This window comes from Pedobacter sp. (assembly GCF_039594775.1).
Classification (GTDB): domain Bacteria; phylum Bacteroidota; class Bacteroidia; order Sphingobacteriales; family Sphingobacteriaceae; genus Pedobacter.
In genome coordinates this window covers 377,458-393,302 of sequence record NZ_JBCNMT010000001.1, presented here as the reverse complement: position 1 = coordinate 393,302, position 15,845 = coordinate 377,458, and the positions used below count along the sequence as shown (strand labels likewise).

General features: G+C 37.2%; 13 protein-coding genes. 7 read left to right on the top strand and 6 right to left on the bottom strand.

The genetic code is table 11. The features are described 5' to 3' along the window. Window positions 1-69 precede the first annotated feature (69 nt). Window positions 70-1,155, top strand: coding sequence for an acyltransferase (locus ABDV71_RS01785; protein WP_343530708.1), 1,086 nt, complete (start codon window positions 70-72; stop codon window positions 1,153-1,155). Window positions 1,156-1,180: 25 nt separating this feature from the next. Here the strand turns inward: ABDV71_RS01785 and ABDV71_RS01780 are convergent, their stop codons facing one another. The 3 genes from ABDV71_RS01780 to ABDV71_RS01770 are packed head-to-tail and all read right to left on the bottom strand — an operon-like array spanning window position 1,181 to window position 4,240. Next, window positions 1,181-2,029, bottom strand: a complete 849-nt coding sequence (locus tag ABDV71_RS01780; protein ID WP_343530707.1) for an alpha-1,2-fucosyltransferase — start codon at window positions 2,027-2,029, stop codon at window positions 1,181-1,183. Between the two features lie 5 nt (window positions 2,030-2,034). Then, the gene (locus ABDV71_RS01775; protein ID WP_343530706.1) at window positions 2,035-3,057 is read right to left on the bottom strand and encodes a glycosyltransferase family 2 protein; all 1,023 of its coding nucleotides are present in this window, start codon (window positions 3,055-3,057) and stop codon (window positions 2,035-2,037) included. Window positions 3,058-3,067: 10 nt separating this feature from the next. Next, window positions 3,068-4,240, bottom strand: coding sequence for a glycosyltransferase family 4 protein (locus ABDV71_RS01770; protein ID WP_343530705.1), 1,173 nt, complete (start codon window positions 4,238-4,240; stop codon window positions 3,068-3,070). A 146-nt stretch (window positions 4,241-4,386) separates the two neighbouring features. On the opposite strand from ABDV71_RS01770, the gene ABDV71_RS01765 reads away from it, so the two are divergent. Continuing rightward, window positions 4,387-5,343: a glycosyltransferase family 2 protein gene (locus ABDV71_RS01765; RefSeq protein ID WP_343530704.1), complete on the top strand. Its 957-nt coding sequence runs from the start codon at window positions 4,387-4,389 to the stop codon at window positions 5,341-5,343. Here ABDV71_RS01765 and ABDV71_RS01760 read toward each other — a convergent pair. Both ABDV71_RS01760 and ABDV71_RS01755 read right to left on the bottom strand, forming a co-directional pair. Next, window positions 5,321-6,268, bottom strand: coding sequence for a glycosyltransferase family 2 protein (locus ABDV71_RS01760; protein ID WP_343530703.1), 948 nt, complete (start codon window positions 6,266-6,268; stop codon window positions 5,321-5,323). The genes ABDV71_RS01765 and ABDV71_RS01760 overlap by 23 nt on opposite strands. Further along, window positions 6,258-8,093 (bottom strand): ABC transporter ATP-binding protein, encoded by a 1,836-nt coding sequence (locus tag ABDV71_RS01755; RefSeq protein ID WP_343530702.1) that lies wholly within the window; start codon window positions 8,091-8,093, stop codon window positions 6,258-6,260. Before ABDV71_RS01755 ends, ABDV71_RS01760 begins: the two co-directional genes overlap by 11 nt. Before the next feature lie 107 nt (window positions 8,094-8,200). On the opposite strand from ABDV71_RS01755, the gene meaB reads away from it, so the two are divergent. From meaB to recG, 5 genes are all read left to right on the top strand, one after another. After that, window positions 8,201-9,103, top strand: coding sequence for a methylmalonyl Co-A mutase-associated GTPase MeaB (gene meaB / locus ABDV71_RS01750; RefSeq protein WP_343530701.1), 903 nt, complete (start codon window positions 8,201-8,203; stop codon window positions 9,101-9,103). A 279-nt stretch (window positions 9,104-9,382) separates the two neighbouring features. Beyond that, window positions 9,383-10,717 carry an OmpA family protein gene (locus ABDV71_RS01745; protein WP_343530700.1) on the top strand — a complete coding sequence of 445 codons (1,335 nt, stop codon included), beginning with the start codon at window positions 9,383-9,385 and terminating at the stop codon, window positions 10,715-10,717. 270 nt (window positions 10,718-10,987) lie between these two features. Further along, the gene (locus tag ABDV71_RS01740; protein WP_343530699.1) at window positions 10,988-11,368 is read left to right on the top strand and encodes a RidA family protein; all 381 of its coding nucleotides are present in this window, start codon (window positions 10,988-10,990) and stop codon (window positions 11,366-11,368) included. 2 nt (window positions 11,369-11,370) lie between these two features. Continuing rightward, window positions 11,371-12,279 carry an EamA family transporter gene (locus ABDV71_RS01735; protein ID WP_343530698.1) on the top strand — a complete coding sequence of 303 codons (909 nt, stop codon included), beginning with the start codon at window positions 11,371-11,373 and terminating at the stop codon, window positions 12,277-12,279. A 3-nt stretch (window positions 12,280-12,282) separates the two neighbouring features. Then, window positions 12,283-14,391 (top strand): ATP-dependent DNA helicase RecG, encoded by a 2,109-nt coding sequence (gene recG / locus ABDV71_RS01730; protein ID WP_343530697.1) that lies wholly within the window; start codon window positions 12,283-12,285, stop codon window positions 14,389-14,391. A gap of 194 nt (window positions 14,392-14,585) precedes the next feature. On the opposite strand, the gene ABDV71_RS01725 is transcribed toward recG, so the two are convergent. Then, on the bottom strand, window positions 14,586-15,788 hold the full coding sequence (locus tag ABDV71_RS01725) for a DUF763 domain-containing protein (RefSeq protein ID WP_343530696.1): 1,203 nt from the start codon (window positions 15,786-15,788) through the stop codon (window positions 14,586-14,588). Window positions 15,789-15,845: the final 57 nt, after the last annotated feature.

The following is a 15,845-nucleotide window of genomic DNA, read 5'->3' as shown; positions in this document are numbered from 1 at the left end:
CATCGTTAAAGAATGTTAAAGGCGTTCTAAAATGATACCGGAATGCTTTTTTTGTAGAGATTTGCAGGGATGAGTGAAATAAATACTATAACGGAAAAGAAGAATTTCGATTTCGTGGATACTATCAGGTGTATTTCTATGATAGGTATTGTTTGGGAACATGGTTCGGCCGTTCCTCCTAATATATATCATAATGTTTTTGATACCATCGTAGAAGCAAGCGTTATACAATCTTTTAAGTTCAGTACTATTGCCTTTTTTTTAATTGGAGGCTTTTTAATTAACCATAAATTTCAAGAATACTCCACCCTACAGTATTTAAAAAATAGATTTAACAACACGGTAAAGCCATGGCTGTTTTGGGCCATATTGCTGATATTGCTAACTTGTTTGGATCGATATGTGGCCTATATAAAGGGAGGTAGCAGTGAAATTGTCGATAATTTTTTTGGATACTTAGGCCATTTGTCTTTTAGAAGCTTTTTCTTTACCAGCTTCTGGTTCATCCCCAATTTTCTATTTTGTATCACCATTCTGTTATTATTCAAGAAGTATCTTTACAAGATTTGGTTCGGTGTAATACTGGCTATCATGTCATTGTTTTATAGTGTTAACCTTTATTATGGTTGGGTAGAAACTTTGCATGCTGCAGCATTATTTGGCTTCATATTTTACCTTTGGCTGGGAGTATATTTGAATAAATATTTCACCACCGTGATGGCTTGGATAGAGAAGAAATCATATGCAGTTCTAATTACTGCGGTGGCATTAACTTTTTGTTTGGCATGTTTAGAATCAATGAACCTGAACAGAATTGGAATTTCTGATTCTTACAATACCCTACGCGTTACCAATATTTTATACTCCTTCGCCATGTTTGCTCTTTTGTTAAAAATTGGGAATATTCAGTTTCTGAAAGATAAACTTAAGCCTAGGGAAACCACTTTTGGCATATACTTGCTCCACTTTGTAATCATTGATAGGGTATTTAAACTGATACTTCAACCTATGCATATAGACGTAAAAAAGTTTGGGATTTGGGAAAATACAGCAAATCATTTTGTGAGATTCCTGGTCGCATATTCTTTAAGTTTATTCGTTACCATGCTCATCAATAAAACCAGGTTTAAATGGATTGTAGGAAATAGAAATTAATGAAGTTGATAGATTAACAATCTTTTTAACACTTTATCCATTCTTCTAGCGCTAGAGTATTCACTGAATTATTTGTCCATTTTTTTGGTGAGATTATAATCTTATTTTCATTTGAGTTAAGCCACCCCCCCCACCAACTAAAACTACTGTTTGCAATGATATTATGCTTACATAAGCTCATTAGTTGCATATCTATATAGCTATCATTGTTTTTGTTCCAAGAAATATAGTGAGCATCTTTAATATTTAAGTTTTCTTCGCACCATTCGATATCATTCGAAAAAATAAAGAAATTTGGGGTTATAACACGGTTTTCTATGACTGAAATAGCTTGCTTATAATAGTCTAAGTCACATATTCCGCCCAATAAATCATGACCAATATAATCACCTCGTCTGATATGAATGCTCACACTTTCACAAGAGCTAATTATTTCTGCAATTTGCTGATTTTTACCTGTCAGTGGTTTCTTAAACATAAAGCATTTCCTGATTTTATTGGCTACATGCTCAAAATATTGAGTGTTTTGCCAGTAGCCCCAATAAATTCTGCTTTTAGGGTCATTTAATATATGCTTGTCAAAAGAAAAGAAATTCTGCTCAACAACAAGGGTGTTTTTTAGATTTAATATCCGTCTTAATTTTCGATAGCCCCATGCTCTATAAGACGGGTCTAATAGTTCGGTTATAAATCTTGAAGCTTTTTGTAGTTTTATATCAAAGACATTTTCAAGCTCCAAACCATTATGTAATTCGTAATTTCTAAAATCGCTGATATCTATTTTTACGTTATTATATTTATTGGCTAGTGCAAGATAAAATGCATATTGAAACATTTGGTTGCCAAGCCCCCCTAAGATTTTTACAACTTTCATTAAACTTATTTCTTCAAAAATGATAAATATGAAAAGAACGATTGTTTAAAGATCTTCCTTAACTGTTTAAAGGTTACAAATGACCAATCAAAAAAGGGTTTTCTAAAGAATAAGGTGACGATATTTCTTTCCTTTTTTGCTCGTAAAATGTTAAACCAAGCTTCGAATAAGAACTTATTAAATGGTTGAACAGCATAGGCTTTGACTTCAATATTGGCAGCTCGAAGTCTTTCAAGAAGCCTTTCAAAATCGTTTATACTAGTTTGTTCTACATTGTACTTTAGTACATTGTGATGAATTTTAATAAGTTCTTGATCTAACGGGATGTTTAAACAGCTATGAATATGTTCTATAATCTGACATTCCGCATTACTTAACTTTTCTGTTTGTAATCTTGATATGTTATTGCCATGTTCTCTATAAGCAACAAGCTTCTCACTCAAGTTTGCCACTTGGTACTTAAACGAAATTCTAAATGATAAGTCATAGTCTTCGGCAGGAGCCATCTCTCTGTATCCGCCCATTTCTCTCATTACCGAGGTTTTGATCATTAGCGTAGAATTAATAAACGCATTGTGAATCACCAGCCAATGTGAAATGTTCTCGCCTATAGGCACTCTATATCCAGTCATTTCATTGCTTTGACCATCTATAAATACCGCTTGGCCACCACAGATTGCAACGCTAGGGTGGTTTTCCATAAATTCAACTTGAAGCTTCAGGCGCTTTGGCATAGCAATATCATCACTATCCAATATGGCAAAATACTTTCCCCTAGCTTCTCTTACACCGTGGTTTCTAGTATAGGTAAGCCCTTTATTACCGTCGTTATGTAGTAAACGGATTCTTGGATCTACAAATCCAGCAATGATATTTAGTGTGCCATCGGTAGACCCATCATTTACAATTAATAATTCAAAATCGGTATAGCTTTGGTTAAGCACACTTTCTATGGCCTCTTTTATATATTTTTCCCCATTATAAACGGCCATGAAAACGGTAACGGTAGGGCTTTTAATGTTGTTCATCTGTTGTTAATTATTTAAGCTCTCCCAATATTACATCTTTATACACCTGATTAAAGTCTTCTTTTTGTGCTAGCTCTTTAATGGTTTCAAAGGCATTGATGCTAAAATTTTTTAGTTTCGGTCTGTCATTGCAAAATTGTTTGATCTCTTTTGTAAATAGTTCTGCCAATAGCTCATTATCGTCAGCGTTTTTAATTAATACTCCGTTGCTCTTTTCATTAGAAATGTAATAAGGCAGGTCACCAACATTAGTTGATATCGGAACTACTCCAAAATTCATTGCTTCAAAAATAACAAGGCCCCAACTTTCTCTCTGAGAAGTCAGCAGTAGTAAATGTGTATTTTTGTAGTGTTCGTTTATAATATTTTTGTCGTTAACTATGCCCACCATTTCTACATTTGAAGGAGCTTTTATTTTACTTGGTTCGTAATCACCAATCATTTTAAAAGTAACAGGAAGGTTTTCTTCATGGCACTTTTCTGCCACTTTTATGAAGATATCACTTCTTTTTTCAGGGCTATTCCTAGCTACAAAAACGATCTCAAGATTGGAATCGTAGTTTTTTGTTGGGAAAAAATTGTCGAAAGGAATTTTATTTCGGATAAAAATAATCCTGTCCAGATAATTTTCGGAAATATTGTTGGTCTTGTAAAGGGTTTCAAATTGATGTATTAAGCCTTTGGAAACTACTATTCTTTGGTCTATTCTAGGTACGTATGGAAGTGTTTTCAGTTCTAGTCCTTTGCCGTTGTCTGTAAAATTATGGGTAATGTCAATAATTCTTACGTGAGGTTCCAATAAAGGAATCATCTCGTACATAAACTCGCTACTCCAACCAACAATAATGGGATTTTTTTGCTTGTTTATAGCACGAGCCATTTTTTTTAAAAGATAGCCTTTCAGTATTTTTTTTTGTGCCCAACGGTTTAGGTTAATCGTGTGCGCTGCCGCTTCATATTCTCCTCTAAATCCATCAGTAACAGAAGTGCCTGTAATAAAGCAAATTGGTTGCAGGTCTTTGAAGAGATTTAGCATGTCTACATAAACTCTTTCGCCTCCCCCAAAAGACCAAGAATAGGAAAAGAAATAGAGCGTATTCTTTTTGGAAAGTACGGCATGTATTGCAGGATATTTCAATATAGATTTTATATTTTCCAGTATCCTTTTAATTCTCTTATTCATAATTTCTTTACTGAGGTAAAAATAGTCATTTTTGTTTACCGTTAGACCATTGTTATTTGTTAGCCTTTTTATCCAAATTTGATACATTTGTGGTTAAAGACTACACTTGTTAAAACAATCAGCTAAAACTTTTATTTTTCCATACTATGTCGCTTAATGCATTGGTCTCTATTATTATCCCAAGCTATAATTACGCAGGGTTTATTATAGAGACTTTAAATTCAATTCGGGCACAAAAACATGAGCATTGGGAGGCTATTGTTGTTGATGACGGTTCAACCGACGACACTGGAGCTTTAGTTTTAGAACTGGCCGAAGTAGATGCTAGGATCATTTACATCTATCAGGAAAACAAAGGGCTGTCGGCAGCTAGGAATGCAGGAATTAAGAAGGCCTCTGGAAATTATATCCAGTTCCTAGATGCTGATGATCTAATTTCTGAAGATAAAATCCAGTTGCAATTGGAACATTTTGCGACGGATAAAAGTTTGGGGATATCCTATTGCAATACTTACTACTTTACCAATAATAACATTCAGGAGAGGTATAGGAGTTTGGACCTCACTCAACAAAAATGGATTATCAGGTTAAATGATAGGTCTACAGCTGAGCAGCTTTGGCAATTGGTGAATAAGAATATTATGCCTGTAAATTCACCGCTTATTAAAAGAGAAGTGGTAGAAAAAGTGGGCGATTTTAATACAGGACTTACTAGCTTGGAAGACTGGGAATACTGGTTTAAAAGTGCAATGTATTTTAAGTTTGGGTATTTGGATGATGAAAAGGCCTATTGTATGGTTAGGGTACATCACACGAGCATGAGTAAAAACTTGAAAAAGATGTATCTGAATGAAATCATGGTCCGGTATCTATTTCAAACTTATATTAGCGATGCAATGCTGGTGCTTGGTTCAAAAGAAGGAAAAAAACTGATGAAGGAAAATATTCGGTTGTTAAAACGACCCCATAGTTATTTCATTGCCGAAGAAGGCTTTTTCAATTTTAAGCACGCTTTGCAGATAATCAAAAAAAATGGACTGAAACCGTTTATGAGTGCCTATATGAAGGCCGTTAATGATTTTAGGAAGAAGGGCCGCTCTTAAATTTTCCTCCAAAAAAGTGTTTGATAATAAAATTCAGATTACTTAATAGCCCTTTTTTGGGGATAAAAAATAACAATCTGTAATTTGAAATCATGAATGCGGGCAAAGACCAACAAAAATAAGAATTAACCCAAGCCAGATAAGCGTGATGTAGTTTTCTTATTTTATGAGGTTGTTTCAGGTAAGGATAATCGCCAAAACGGGAAAGCTCATTCAGAATTTTCATCATCTTATCATGACCTGATACCGGCGGCTTCCTGTCCTTTTTTTTAAGTTTTAAAATATTGGTGTCGGTGTTTTCATGCTGTCTGTACTTTACCAATGTTTTATTTAGATAAATGATGCCGCCGTTGTTTATGGAAGTAAAAGCAAGCCATCTATCATGAAAAATCTCGGTAGGAAAAGGGAGGCAGTAAGGAACAAGCTTTCTGTTAAAAAGGCAGGCATGCCCAGATATGCAATTGAAAAAGAGAAAAGGGACATTGCTGTCTCCTTCATACATGTTGAGTAAATCTGATTTCTTTTTACCAAGGGAATGTCCCCTATCATCTACAAATTCCGAATCGTGATAGGTCAAAGCGGAATCGCCAATAGTTGCTAATTGCAATTCAATTTTGTTTAAATCCCAAATGTCATCTTGGTCACAAAGAGCAATATAATCGCCATTGCATAAAGAAATGGCTTTTTCAAAATTCTTGATATACCCTAAATTTTGATCATTTTGATATACTTTGAAATTTGTATGCCTTTCTTCGTACTGCCTTAAGATGACAAGTGTATTGTCTTTGGAACAATCATCAACCACTATTATTTCAGTATTGCTATGACTCTGACCAATTAGTGAATCTAGTTGTTCAACAAGAAATCGTTGGCCATTATAAGTACATACTGCAATTGAAACCAGTGGCTGCGGGTTATTGTTCATTAAACGTTTGCATTTCTATTAAACGATAGTAAAGCCCTTTTTTGGCGAGCAGTTCGGTATGCGAGCCTTGCTCAATAATCCTTCCTTTATCAACTACTACAATCTGGTCTGCATGTTGTATGGTACTTAGTCGGTGAGCTATAACCACAGACGTTCTGTTTTGCATCAGATTGTTCAGTGCTTCTTGTACCAGTTTTTCCGATTCGGTATCCAATGCTGAAGTTGCTTCATCTAATAGCATAATAGGCGGGTTAGCTAAAACAGCACGAGCAATACAAACTCTTTGCCTTTGTCCGCCCGATAACTTATTGCCGCGATCGCCTACATTGGTATTGTAGCCATTTTCTGTATTAAGAATAAAGTCGTGGGCATTGGCAATTTTGGCTGCCATAAACACTTCTTCTTCGGTTGCATCAGGTTTGCCAAAGGCAATATTGTTAAAAATAGAATCGTTGAAAAGAAATGATTCTTGGTTCACAATTCCCATTTGACGCCTAATGCTTTCTATTTTCAAATCTTGATATTCATTTCCATCAATTAACAGCTTGCCGTTTTTCGGGTCATAAAAACGAGGGAGCAAGTCCATCAAGGTACTCTTGCCGCCGCCAGAAGGCCCCACCAATGCAATTGTCTTGCCTTTTTCTATTTTTAAATTGATGTCTGTTAAAATCTGTTTTTCTCCATAAGAAAAGCTAACATCTTGGAATGTTATCGAATCATTAAAAATACCTAATTCTTTCGCTTCCGCTTTATCGGTAATTTCAGGTTTGGTGTCAATAAGATCAAGGACCCTTTCTCCGGCCGCAATACCTGAATGGATACCACTGAATGAATCGGTTAAAGCCTTTGCTGGGCGCATCACTTGAGAAAAAACAGCAATGTAGGTAATAAAATCAGCTGCAGCTAGTGCATCTTTTTCGTTATGTAAAATCAATGTTCCGCCATACCAAACAATAATGGCCACCATTAATACACCCAAGAACTCAGAAACAGGAGACCCCAATTGTTGTCTACGGACCATTTTACGGGTAAGGTTAGAATAGAAGATGTTCTCCTGATTAAATTTGTCTTTAATGCGTTCCGACGCATTGAATGCCTTTACAATTTTAATACCGCCGAGCGCCTCATCTAAAAAGCCTATCATTTTAGCAAAGGATTCATGGGCTTCTTTGGCCTGTTGTTTTAATCGTTTTACAATTTTGCTAATTAAAAAGGCCGATATTGGGATTACCAATAACGAAAATAAGGTTAGCTTAACTGAGATGAGCAGTAGCAAGACGATGTAGACGATAAGCGTCACGGGCTCCTTAAACACCACTTGTAGCGTATTGGTTACCGTGAACTGCACTACCTGTACGTCGGAAGCGACCTTCGAAATGATGTCGCCTTTTCTTTCGTTGCTAAAGTAACCTACATGTAGGTTCATTACGTTGTTGAAAACCCTTTTTCTGAAGTTTAACAAAGTATGTACCCTCAAATCTTCCATTGTTCTTTGAGAGAAATACTTAAATAAATTGGAGAGTAGCACGGAGCAAACGATAACTAAGCAAACGTATGCTAGTGTTTTTTCGGCACCGATGGTATTGACAGAATCATTTACCAACTCTCTAAATTTCGCTAAGATCTCAAAAGATTCGGCTTCCTTTTTTGGCGTATTAGCGTTAACTCCAGAATTATTGGCTTTTAGTAGGGTTTCGAAAAGAGGGGATAGTAACGCAAGGTTTAATGTGCCAAATAAAATCGATAGCATAGTTGCTATGATATATGGAATAGCAAACTTTTCGATGGGTTTGGCAAAGGATAATAACCTAAAATATATTTTCATCTAAATGTATAAAAGAAGACAAAGTTACGCTTTTTAAAAAATCTTCTGTCATTACATTATATTTACTGTTTTAATGTATCTAATAGATTTTCTGTTTCTTTGTGGATATGGATTCTGTACAGGTTTACCTAAATCAGCTGATAAGCAAAATAGCCGAAGGAAATTTTTTGGCACTAGCTAGAGCGCTAACCTTGGTTGAAAATGATATTGCTCCCGCTTCAGATTTATTGAAATCGCTTTCAATTAACAGAGCCGTTCCTGTTGTGGGCATTACGGGACCTCCAGGAGCAGGAAAAAGTACTTTAGTGAATGCAATAACAGATGAACTTTGCGGTTTGAACAAACGTATTGCGATTCTTGCGGTTGACCCTTCGTCGCCGTTCAATTACGGATCTCTTTTAGGTGATAGAATCAGAATGGCCAAACATTTCAATCATCCAAATGTATATATCCGGTCTGTGGCTACTAGAGGCTCGCTAGGAGGTGTTTCTGCGAAAACGATCGAAATGGTTGATGTGTTAAGGTCTAGCAATTTTGATTTGATCATTATCGAAACGGTTGGCGTTGGCCAGTCTGAAATAGAAATAGCGGGACTAGCCGATAAGACCATTCTGGTTCTGGTGCCAGAAGCAGGGGATGAGATACAGCATATCAAATCAGGTTTGATGGAGGTAGCCCAAGCTTTTGTAGTGAACAAGGCAGATAGAGAAGGGGCAGATGGTTTTGCTAATAACCTTCAGAAGATGGTAAGAGAGCAACAACAACAAATTCCAGTTTTTAAAACTGTAGCAGATAAAAATGTTGGTATAAGCTCTCTATGTGATTGGATTTTGAATGAAGGGCCGTCTGACAGAACTAAAATAGAATATTTTTTAGCTGAACAAGCATTTAGGCTAATCCAAAATAAGCGAATGAAGGACATTGATAAGAATAAGATTCTTACCTTAATTAAGGAAGAGTTGGCCAGCAAACACTTTAATATGTACCAGTTTGTAGAGCGGATGTTGTAGCAAGTGTCTACATTTGTATATAATTTAGGACTGGTTGTACACAAATGTGCAAAATGAGCCCAAAGGGTATAGGAGCATTCTGTTTTTAGTTAAATTTTGTTAATTTTATTTAAATAGCTTGTAAATCAGTATATATTTTATATTTCTCTTGACACTTTTGAGCAAATTCTATCTTTGGAACGGAGTTTGTGTAGGGTTTTGAGATTATAAAAATTTGTTTAATTTTGTGTTGCAAAAAATTATACAATAAATATTTTGTTTAACCTTAAAAAGAAAATTATGAATTATTCTACTTTAAAAAAGGGTGTAGCAGCTTCTTTAGTAGCCTTAGTAGGAGTTTCTTCTCTTGCTAGTGCTCAGGATGCTCCTGCAACTTCCTCTTCTGCCAAGGTATTTGGTGGTAGAGCGCAGTACAGAACATGGTCTTTGGGGATTAACGGAGGTGTTTTAGCCCCTGTTGTATTAACTGGCGGATCGAACGACTTTACTAACTGGGATGTAAACTTAGGTTACGGTATCTCATTACGTAAGCAATTAGGTCATGCTTTTGGCTTAGAAGGTAACATTTTCCGTGGTAAACTTTCTGGAACTAACAAGGATGCTCCTGGTGGTGCAGTTGGTGGTATTAGAGAGTTTGAAACTGATATTCAGTATTCAGCTGATTTAAGAGGTGTTGTTAACGTAGCAACTGTTGACTTCTTACGTCGTGAAAACTCTGTTAACTTCTTTGTAACTGCTGGTTATGGTGTGATTGCTTACAATCCAAAAGTAAATGGCGTTGACAACAAAGGTAAATTTGGTTCTGATAGAGATAAAGATTTCATCAAAGAAGCTTACATCCCTGTAGGTGCTGGTATTAAGTTTAAAGTTTCTGATCGTGTATCTTTCAACTTAGCTTATACAATGAACTTTGTTGATGGTGATAACCTTGATGGATCTTATGCCAAATCTATCTCTAAAGATAAATTCTCTTATGGTTCAGCTGGTTTAGAATTCTCATTAGGTTCTAAATCTAAACCAAACTTGGATTGGGTTAACCCTCTAGCAATGATGTATGATGAGTTGAAAGATCCTTCGTTACGTCAAGAAGTTGAGGCTTTGAAAAACCGTGTTGCTAACGTTGAAAAATCTGTTGAAGATTTGAAAAAAGATAGCGATGGTGACGGTGTAGCTGATATGTTCGATAAAGAGCCTAATTCAGCTCCAGGTGCTGTTGTTGATGGTTCAGGTCGTACAATCAAATTTCCTGAGCAAACAACTCAAGTAACTACTCCTAACACAGGTGTAACTGGTTTCGAAACTATTCAATTTGAGTTCAACAGCTCAGTGTTGAAAACTGAATCTTATCCAACTTTAGATAAATTATCTTCTATCTTGCGTGAAAACGGTGGTAAAGTGACTGTAGCTGGTCACGCTTCTAGCGAAGGTACTGCTGCATACAACATGAAGTTATCTAAAGACAGAGCTAACTCTGTTAAAACTTACTTAGTAAACTCAGGCGTTAACGCTAGCAACGTTGTTGTTAAAGGTTACGGTGAGAGCAGACCAATTGCTTCTAACGATACAGAAGAAGGCCGTATCCAAAACCGTCGTGTTGAGTCTTCAAGAAACTAATATTTCTTAGTAAGAACATTATAAAAAAGGCCCCGAAATTTTCGGGGCCTTTTTTTTATACCTAGATTTGTATATGCCAATTCCCAAAAGCTCAAATAAAAATGTAAAGATTATGCGTGCGATTAATTATATCGCTATTACTGTATTTGTTCTAGGTATTTTGTATAAGCTAATAGACACCTTTATTTTAAAATAACAACCATTCTAATATTAGTCCACGTCATTGATGGGATGATTGGATGGAGATAGAATAATCCAAAAAAATAACAAATGAAAAAAATAATCTATACCACTAACGCACCAGAACCAATTGGTCCTTATAGCCAGGCAATTGTTGCAAATGGCTTTCTATTTGCATCTGGACAAATTGCTATTAACCCGGAAAATAATGAATTAAATAATGCTACTCTTGAAGAGGAAACTCACCAGGTGATGCGTAATATCAAAGCATTGTTAATCGAAGCAGAATACGAGTTTGAACATATTATCAAAACAACCATATTTCTTTCAGACATGTCGTTGTTTGCCCAAGTGAACGAAATCTATGGTGCTTACTTCAAAAGCGATTTTCCCGCAAGAGAAACGGTAGCGGTGAAAGGCTTGCCAAAGGGTGTGAATGTTGAGATTTCTATCACCGCATATAGAGCATAACGTTGACCCCGAATAAATCAAAGTATCTTTTTTCTGGAATTTTGGCTGCTGTGATTTGGGGCTTCTTTGCTATTCCGCTGAGAAGCCTTAAATCTTATCCTTCAGAACAGATTTTGTACTACCGGATATTTACCTCATTAGCGGTAATATGGTTAACCATTTTCTTGTTTAGGAGGAAGGAGTTTAACAAAGACTGGAGCTATTTTAAGTCACGTAGTGCGAAGGAAAAGAAAACCATTTTGATTCAGATTATTGGTGCTACGGTGCTTTTGGTACTCAATTGGTATACTTTTATTTATGCCATTAACAATATCAGTATAAAGTCTGGGGCCTTTGCCTATATGGTTTGCCCCTTGATTACCGCCTTTGGGGGTTTTGTCATTCTGAAAGAACATTTATACCGAATTCAGATTATTGCGCTTTTATTGGCAACGGCTAGTATTTTAATGCTAGCCACAGGCTCATTGATAGAAGTAGCTTGGTCGGTAATTATTGCTGCACTGTATGCCTTCTACTTGATTATTCAACGTAAAATGCAAGGTTTGGATAAACTGAATGTACTGGCCTTACAAATCACCATTGCGGTATTGTTGATGTTGCCCTTCTTTATCTATCAACATACAGAATTGCCTACGGAAGCCAGTTTTTGGTTTAATGTTGTGCTAATAGCGGTTTTATTTACCGTGGTGCCACTTTTCCTGAGTCTTTTTGCGCTGATAGGAATTCCTTCGTCAACCTTGGGCATTATCATTTATATCAACCCAATTATAGCTTTTACGGTAGCTATTGTTTATTTCAATGAGAAAATCGACATCCATCAGTTGATGGCATATTTATTATTGCTATTTGCCGTTTTCTTATTTAATTGGAACATGATTAAAGATATGCTTACCTTTAAAAGAAAACACTAGGCTTTGTTCTCCTCAAATTTAGAAACCCCTTTAGCTTACCTAAAAGGCGTTGGGCCTAAACGTGCTGAGTTGCTTCAAAAGGAACTGGGTTTCTTTACCTACGAGCAACTTTTGCACCACTATCCTTTTAGATATATAGACCGAACCCGTTTTTACAAAATAGCAGAGCTTAATCCTGATATGCCTTTAGTGCAGGTGATAGGGAAAGTGATAAGCAAGGAGACGATTGGAGAAAAACAGAAGAAGCGCATCGTTATCAAATTTGAAGACGAAACGGGAAGGATGGAATTGGTTTGGTTCCAAAGTTTAAAATGGGTAGAGGAGAACATTTATAGAGGTAATACCTACATCGCCTTTGGCAAACCTAATTTCTTTAACGGCAGTTTCAGTATTTCCCATCCAGATTTAGAGAACTATCCACGGCAACAGACCGGAGTAGCGGGTAACATTACCTTACAACCCATCTATAGTTCGACCGAAAAGCTGAAAAAGGCTTTTTTAGATAGTAAAGGAATCCAGAAACTCATTTATCAACTGCTAGAACTTCATGTTAACGAAGTAAGAGAAACGCTCCCCAGATACATTTTAGATAAGTACAAACTGATAGGTAAAAAAGAAGCACTCATCAGCATACATTTTCCATCAAATGCCAATATGCTTCAACAGGCTGAGCGCAGATTAAAGTTTGAAGAACTTTTCTTTATTCAGTTACAGTTGTTGCATAGCAAGCATTTACGAAGCTTAAAGTTTAAGGGGGCTTTGTTTGATAATGTTGGCGAACGTATCAATAAATTTTATAATGAAATTATCCCTTTTGATCTTACCAATGCACAGAAGCGAGTAACTAAGGAAATTAGAATAGATACCCAGCGGGGAACTCAAATGAACCGCTTGGTTCAGGGTGATGTGGGTAGTGGAAAAACAGTGGTGGCACTAATGAGCATGCTCTTAGCAAACGATAATGGCTACCAAGCTTGTATGATGGCTCCTACTGAAATTTTAGCACGCCAGCATTACGAATCACTTGTGGGAATGCTTAAAGGTCAGCTGGCTAATGTGGCTATCCTAACTGGAACCACCACCAAAAAGCAAAGAACCGTTTTACACGAGCAATTAGAGAATGGCGAAATAGATATTTTGGTGGGAACGCATGCACTGATTGAAGATAAGGTGAAGTTTAAAAATCTAGGTTTAGTGGTGATTGATGAGCAGCATCGTTTTGGGGTAGAGCAACGGGCTAAACTTTGGAGAAAGAACAGCATTCCTCCTCATATTTTGGTGATGACGGCCACACCAATCCCCAGAACTTTGGCTATGACTTTGTATGGAGACTTGGACGTTTCGGTGATCGACGAATTGCCTGCTGGTAGAAAACCTATTGAAACCAAACATTTGTTGGAGAGCCAACGCATGCGAATGTTTGGTTTTATGAAACAGGAAATAGCCAAAGGTCGACAAGTGTATGTGGTGTACCCGTTGATTAAGGAGAGTGAAAAACTGGATCTTTTGCATCTCGAAGCTGGAATTGAACAGTTAAGTTACCAATTTCCTTTGCCGCAATATCAAATCAGCATTGTTCATGGTAAGTTGAATAACGTTGATAAGCAATTTGAGATGCAACGATTTATTGAAGGGAAGACACAAATCATGGTAGCGACTACCGTGATTGAAGTTGGGGTAAATGTGCCTAATGCCTCGGTAATGGTGATAGAAAATGCAGAGCGATTTGGTCTTTCTCAACTGCATCAATTAAGGGGACGTGTTGGCCGGGGTGCCGAACAGTCTTTCTGTATCTTGATGTCGGGGAACAAACTAAATCCAACTTCTAAGAAGAGATTAGAAACCATGGTGCGTACCAATAATGGATTCGAAATATCAGAAATAGATTTGGAGCTGCGTGGCCCTGGTGATATTACTGGTACCCAGCAAAGCGGTACGGTTGAGCTAAAAGTAGCCGATTTGGTAAAAGACCAAGTTATTCTTAAAGAGGCCCGAAACACCGTAATTGAAATTTTTGAGCAAGACCCGAACTTAGAAAACCCCAATAATAGTTTGCTGAGAAGCTTCTTGGCAAAGAAAAATACCGGGATTAGTTTTGATAAGATTTCGTAGTGTAGTATGCACCGTTTTTCGTCATTTCGAGTGTAGTGAAACGGAACCGAGAAATCTTTATCCTTAGTGTCTATTTGATTTTTTGAAAACTGTAAAGAACCTTTAAAAGATTTAACTTCGTTGAGCTTCGGTTCTCGACTTCACTGTGTTTCGCTCGAAATGACGTTCTTATTATCGGTTTTGCAAGATGGGTATCACTCAAACAAACTCAATTGATTACTTGGCCTCTTTGCTTTGCCAAAAACCGTTCTACCTCCATACTTCCATGAATCTGCTCGCTCCTTCGCAATTACTTCATCCAAATTTCCATTGGGGGTAAAATCTTTTTCAACTCGGGCAGCAATTTGAGAAAGTGATTTAATGGCTTCCGCCTTATCCGAGTTTCCTATCTTCGACTTTTTGATGGCATCATTAAGGGTTTTAATGGTTTCGTCGTACACATCAACAGGAACAGGAAACGGATGCCCATCTTTACCGCCATTGGCAAAAGAGAATCTAGCAGGGTCTTTAAAGCGCGAGGGAGCTCCATAAATCACTTCGCTTACCAATGCAAGCGACTGTAGTGTTCGTGGCCCTAAGCCTTCCAAAAGTAGCAGTTCGTCGAAATTAGAAATGTTATTGTTTTGGGCTAACCAAAGGATGGAACCTAGCCTTTTTAGATCAAGATCTTTGGCCTGCACATCATGATGTTTAGGCATCACTAATTTGCTGATTTCTGCCAACATCTTTTTTGGGGGCTCGGCCATCATTCCCAGCATCGACGCTTTAAGTGGCTGTGCTTTCTTATCGGTAAGGTTTAATATTTTCCCCTGATTTTCGCCATAAATAAACGTATGGGGAGCTTCGGTAAACGATTGCACGTTGGCCGAATGCCAATGATAGCGTCTCGCGGTAGAAGTCGCATCGCTCATACCTTGTTGTACTACGGTCCAATTCCCTTCAGTACTCACTATAAAATTATGTTGATATAGCTGAAACCCGTCTTGAATGGCGGTGTTGTCTACCTTTGCAGAGAGTTTGCTACTGCGTACCAGGTGGTCGCTGTCCAATCCGTTAAGCTGTGCAAACCTAGCAAGTTCTGTAGGGGTTTCTCTAGAGAATTTTCCCTTGCCACCGCAAACGTATAAGCCAAAAATAGCCGTATTAGGATTGATGGCTTTTTTTAATGCCCCCATTACCGAAGTGGTAATGCCCGACGAATGCCAGTCCATACCCATTACAGCGCCAAGACTTTGAAACCAAAAAGGGCTGCTCATTCGGCTCAGGAAATCATCTTTTCCTTTGTTGGCCAAAATCTGCTCGGTAATTGCCAAACCCAATTTGGCCATGCGTTCCGCCAGCCAAGGCGGAACGGCTCCATAATGTAAAGGTAAATCGGCAACTCCTGCTCTTTTCATTTGCTAACAAATTTAGCAAAATAAATAGATTGTATGGCAAAGATTTCCAGAAGTTTT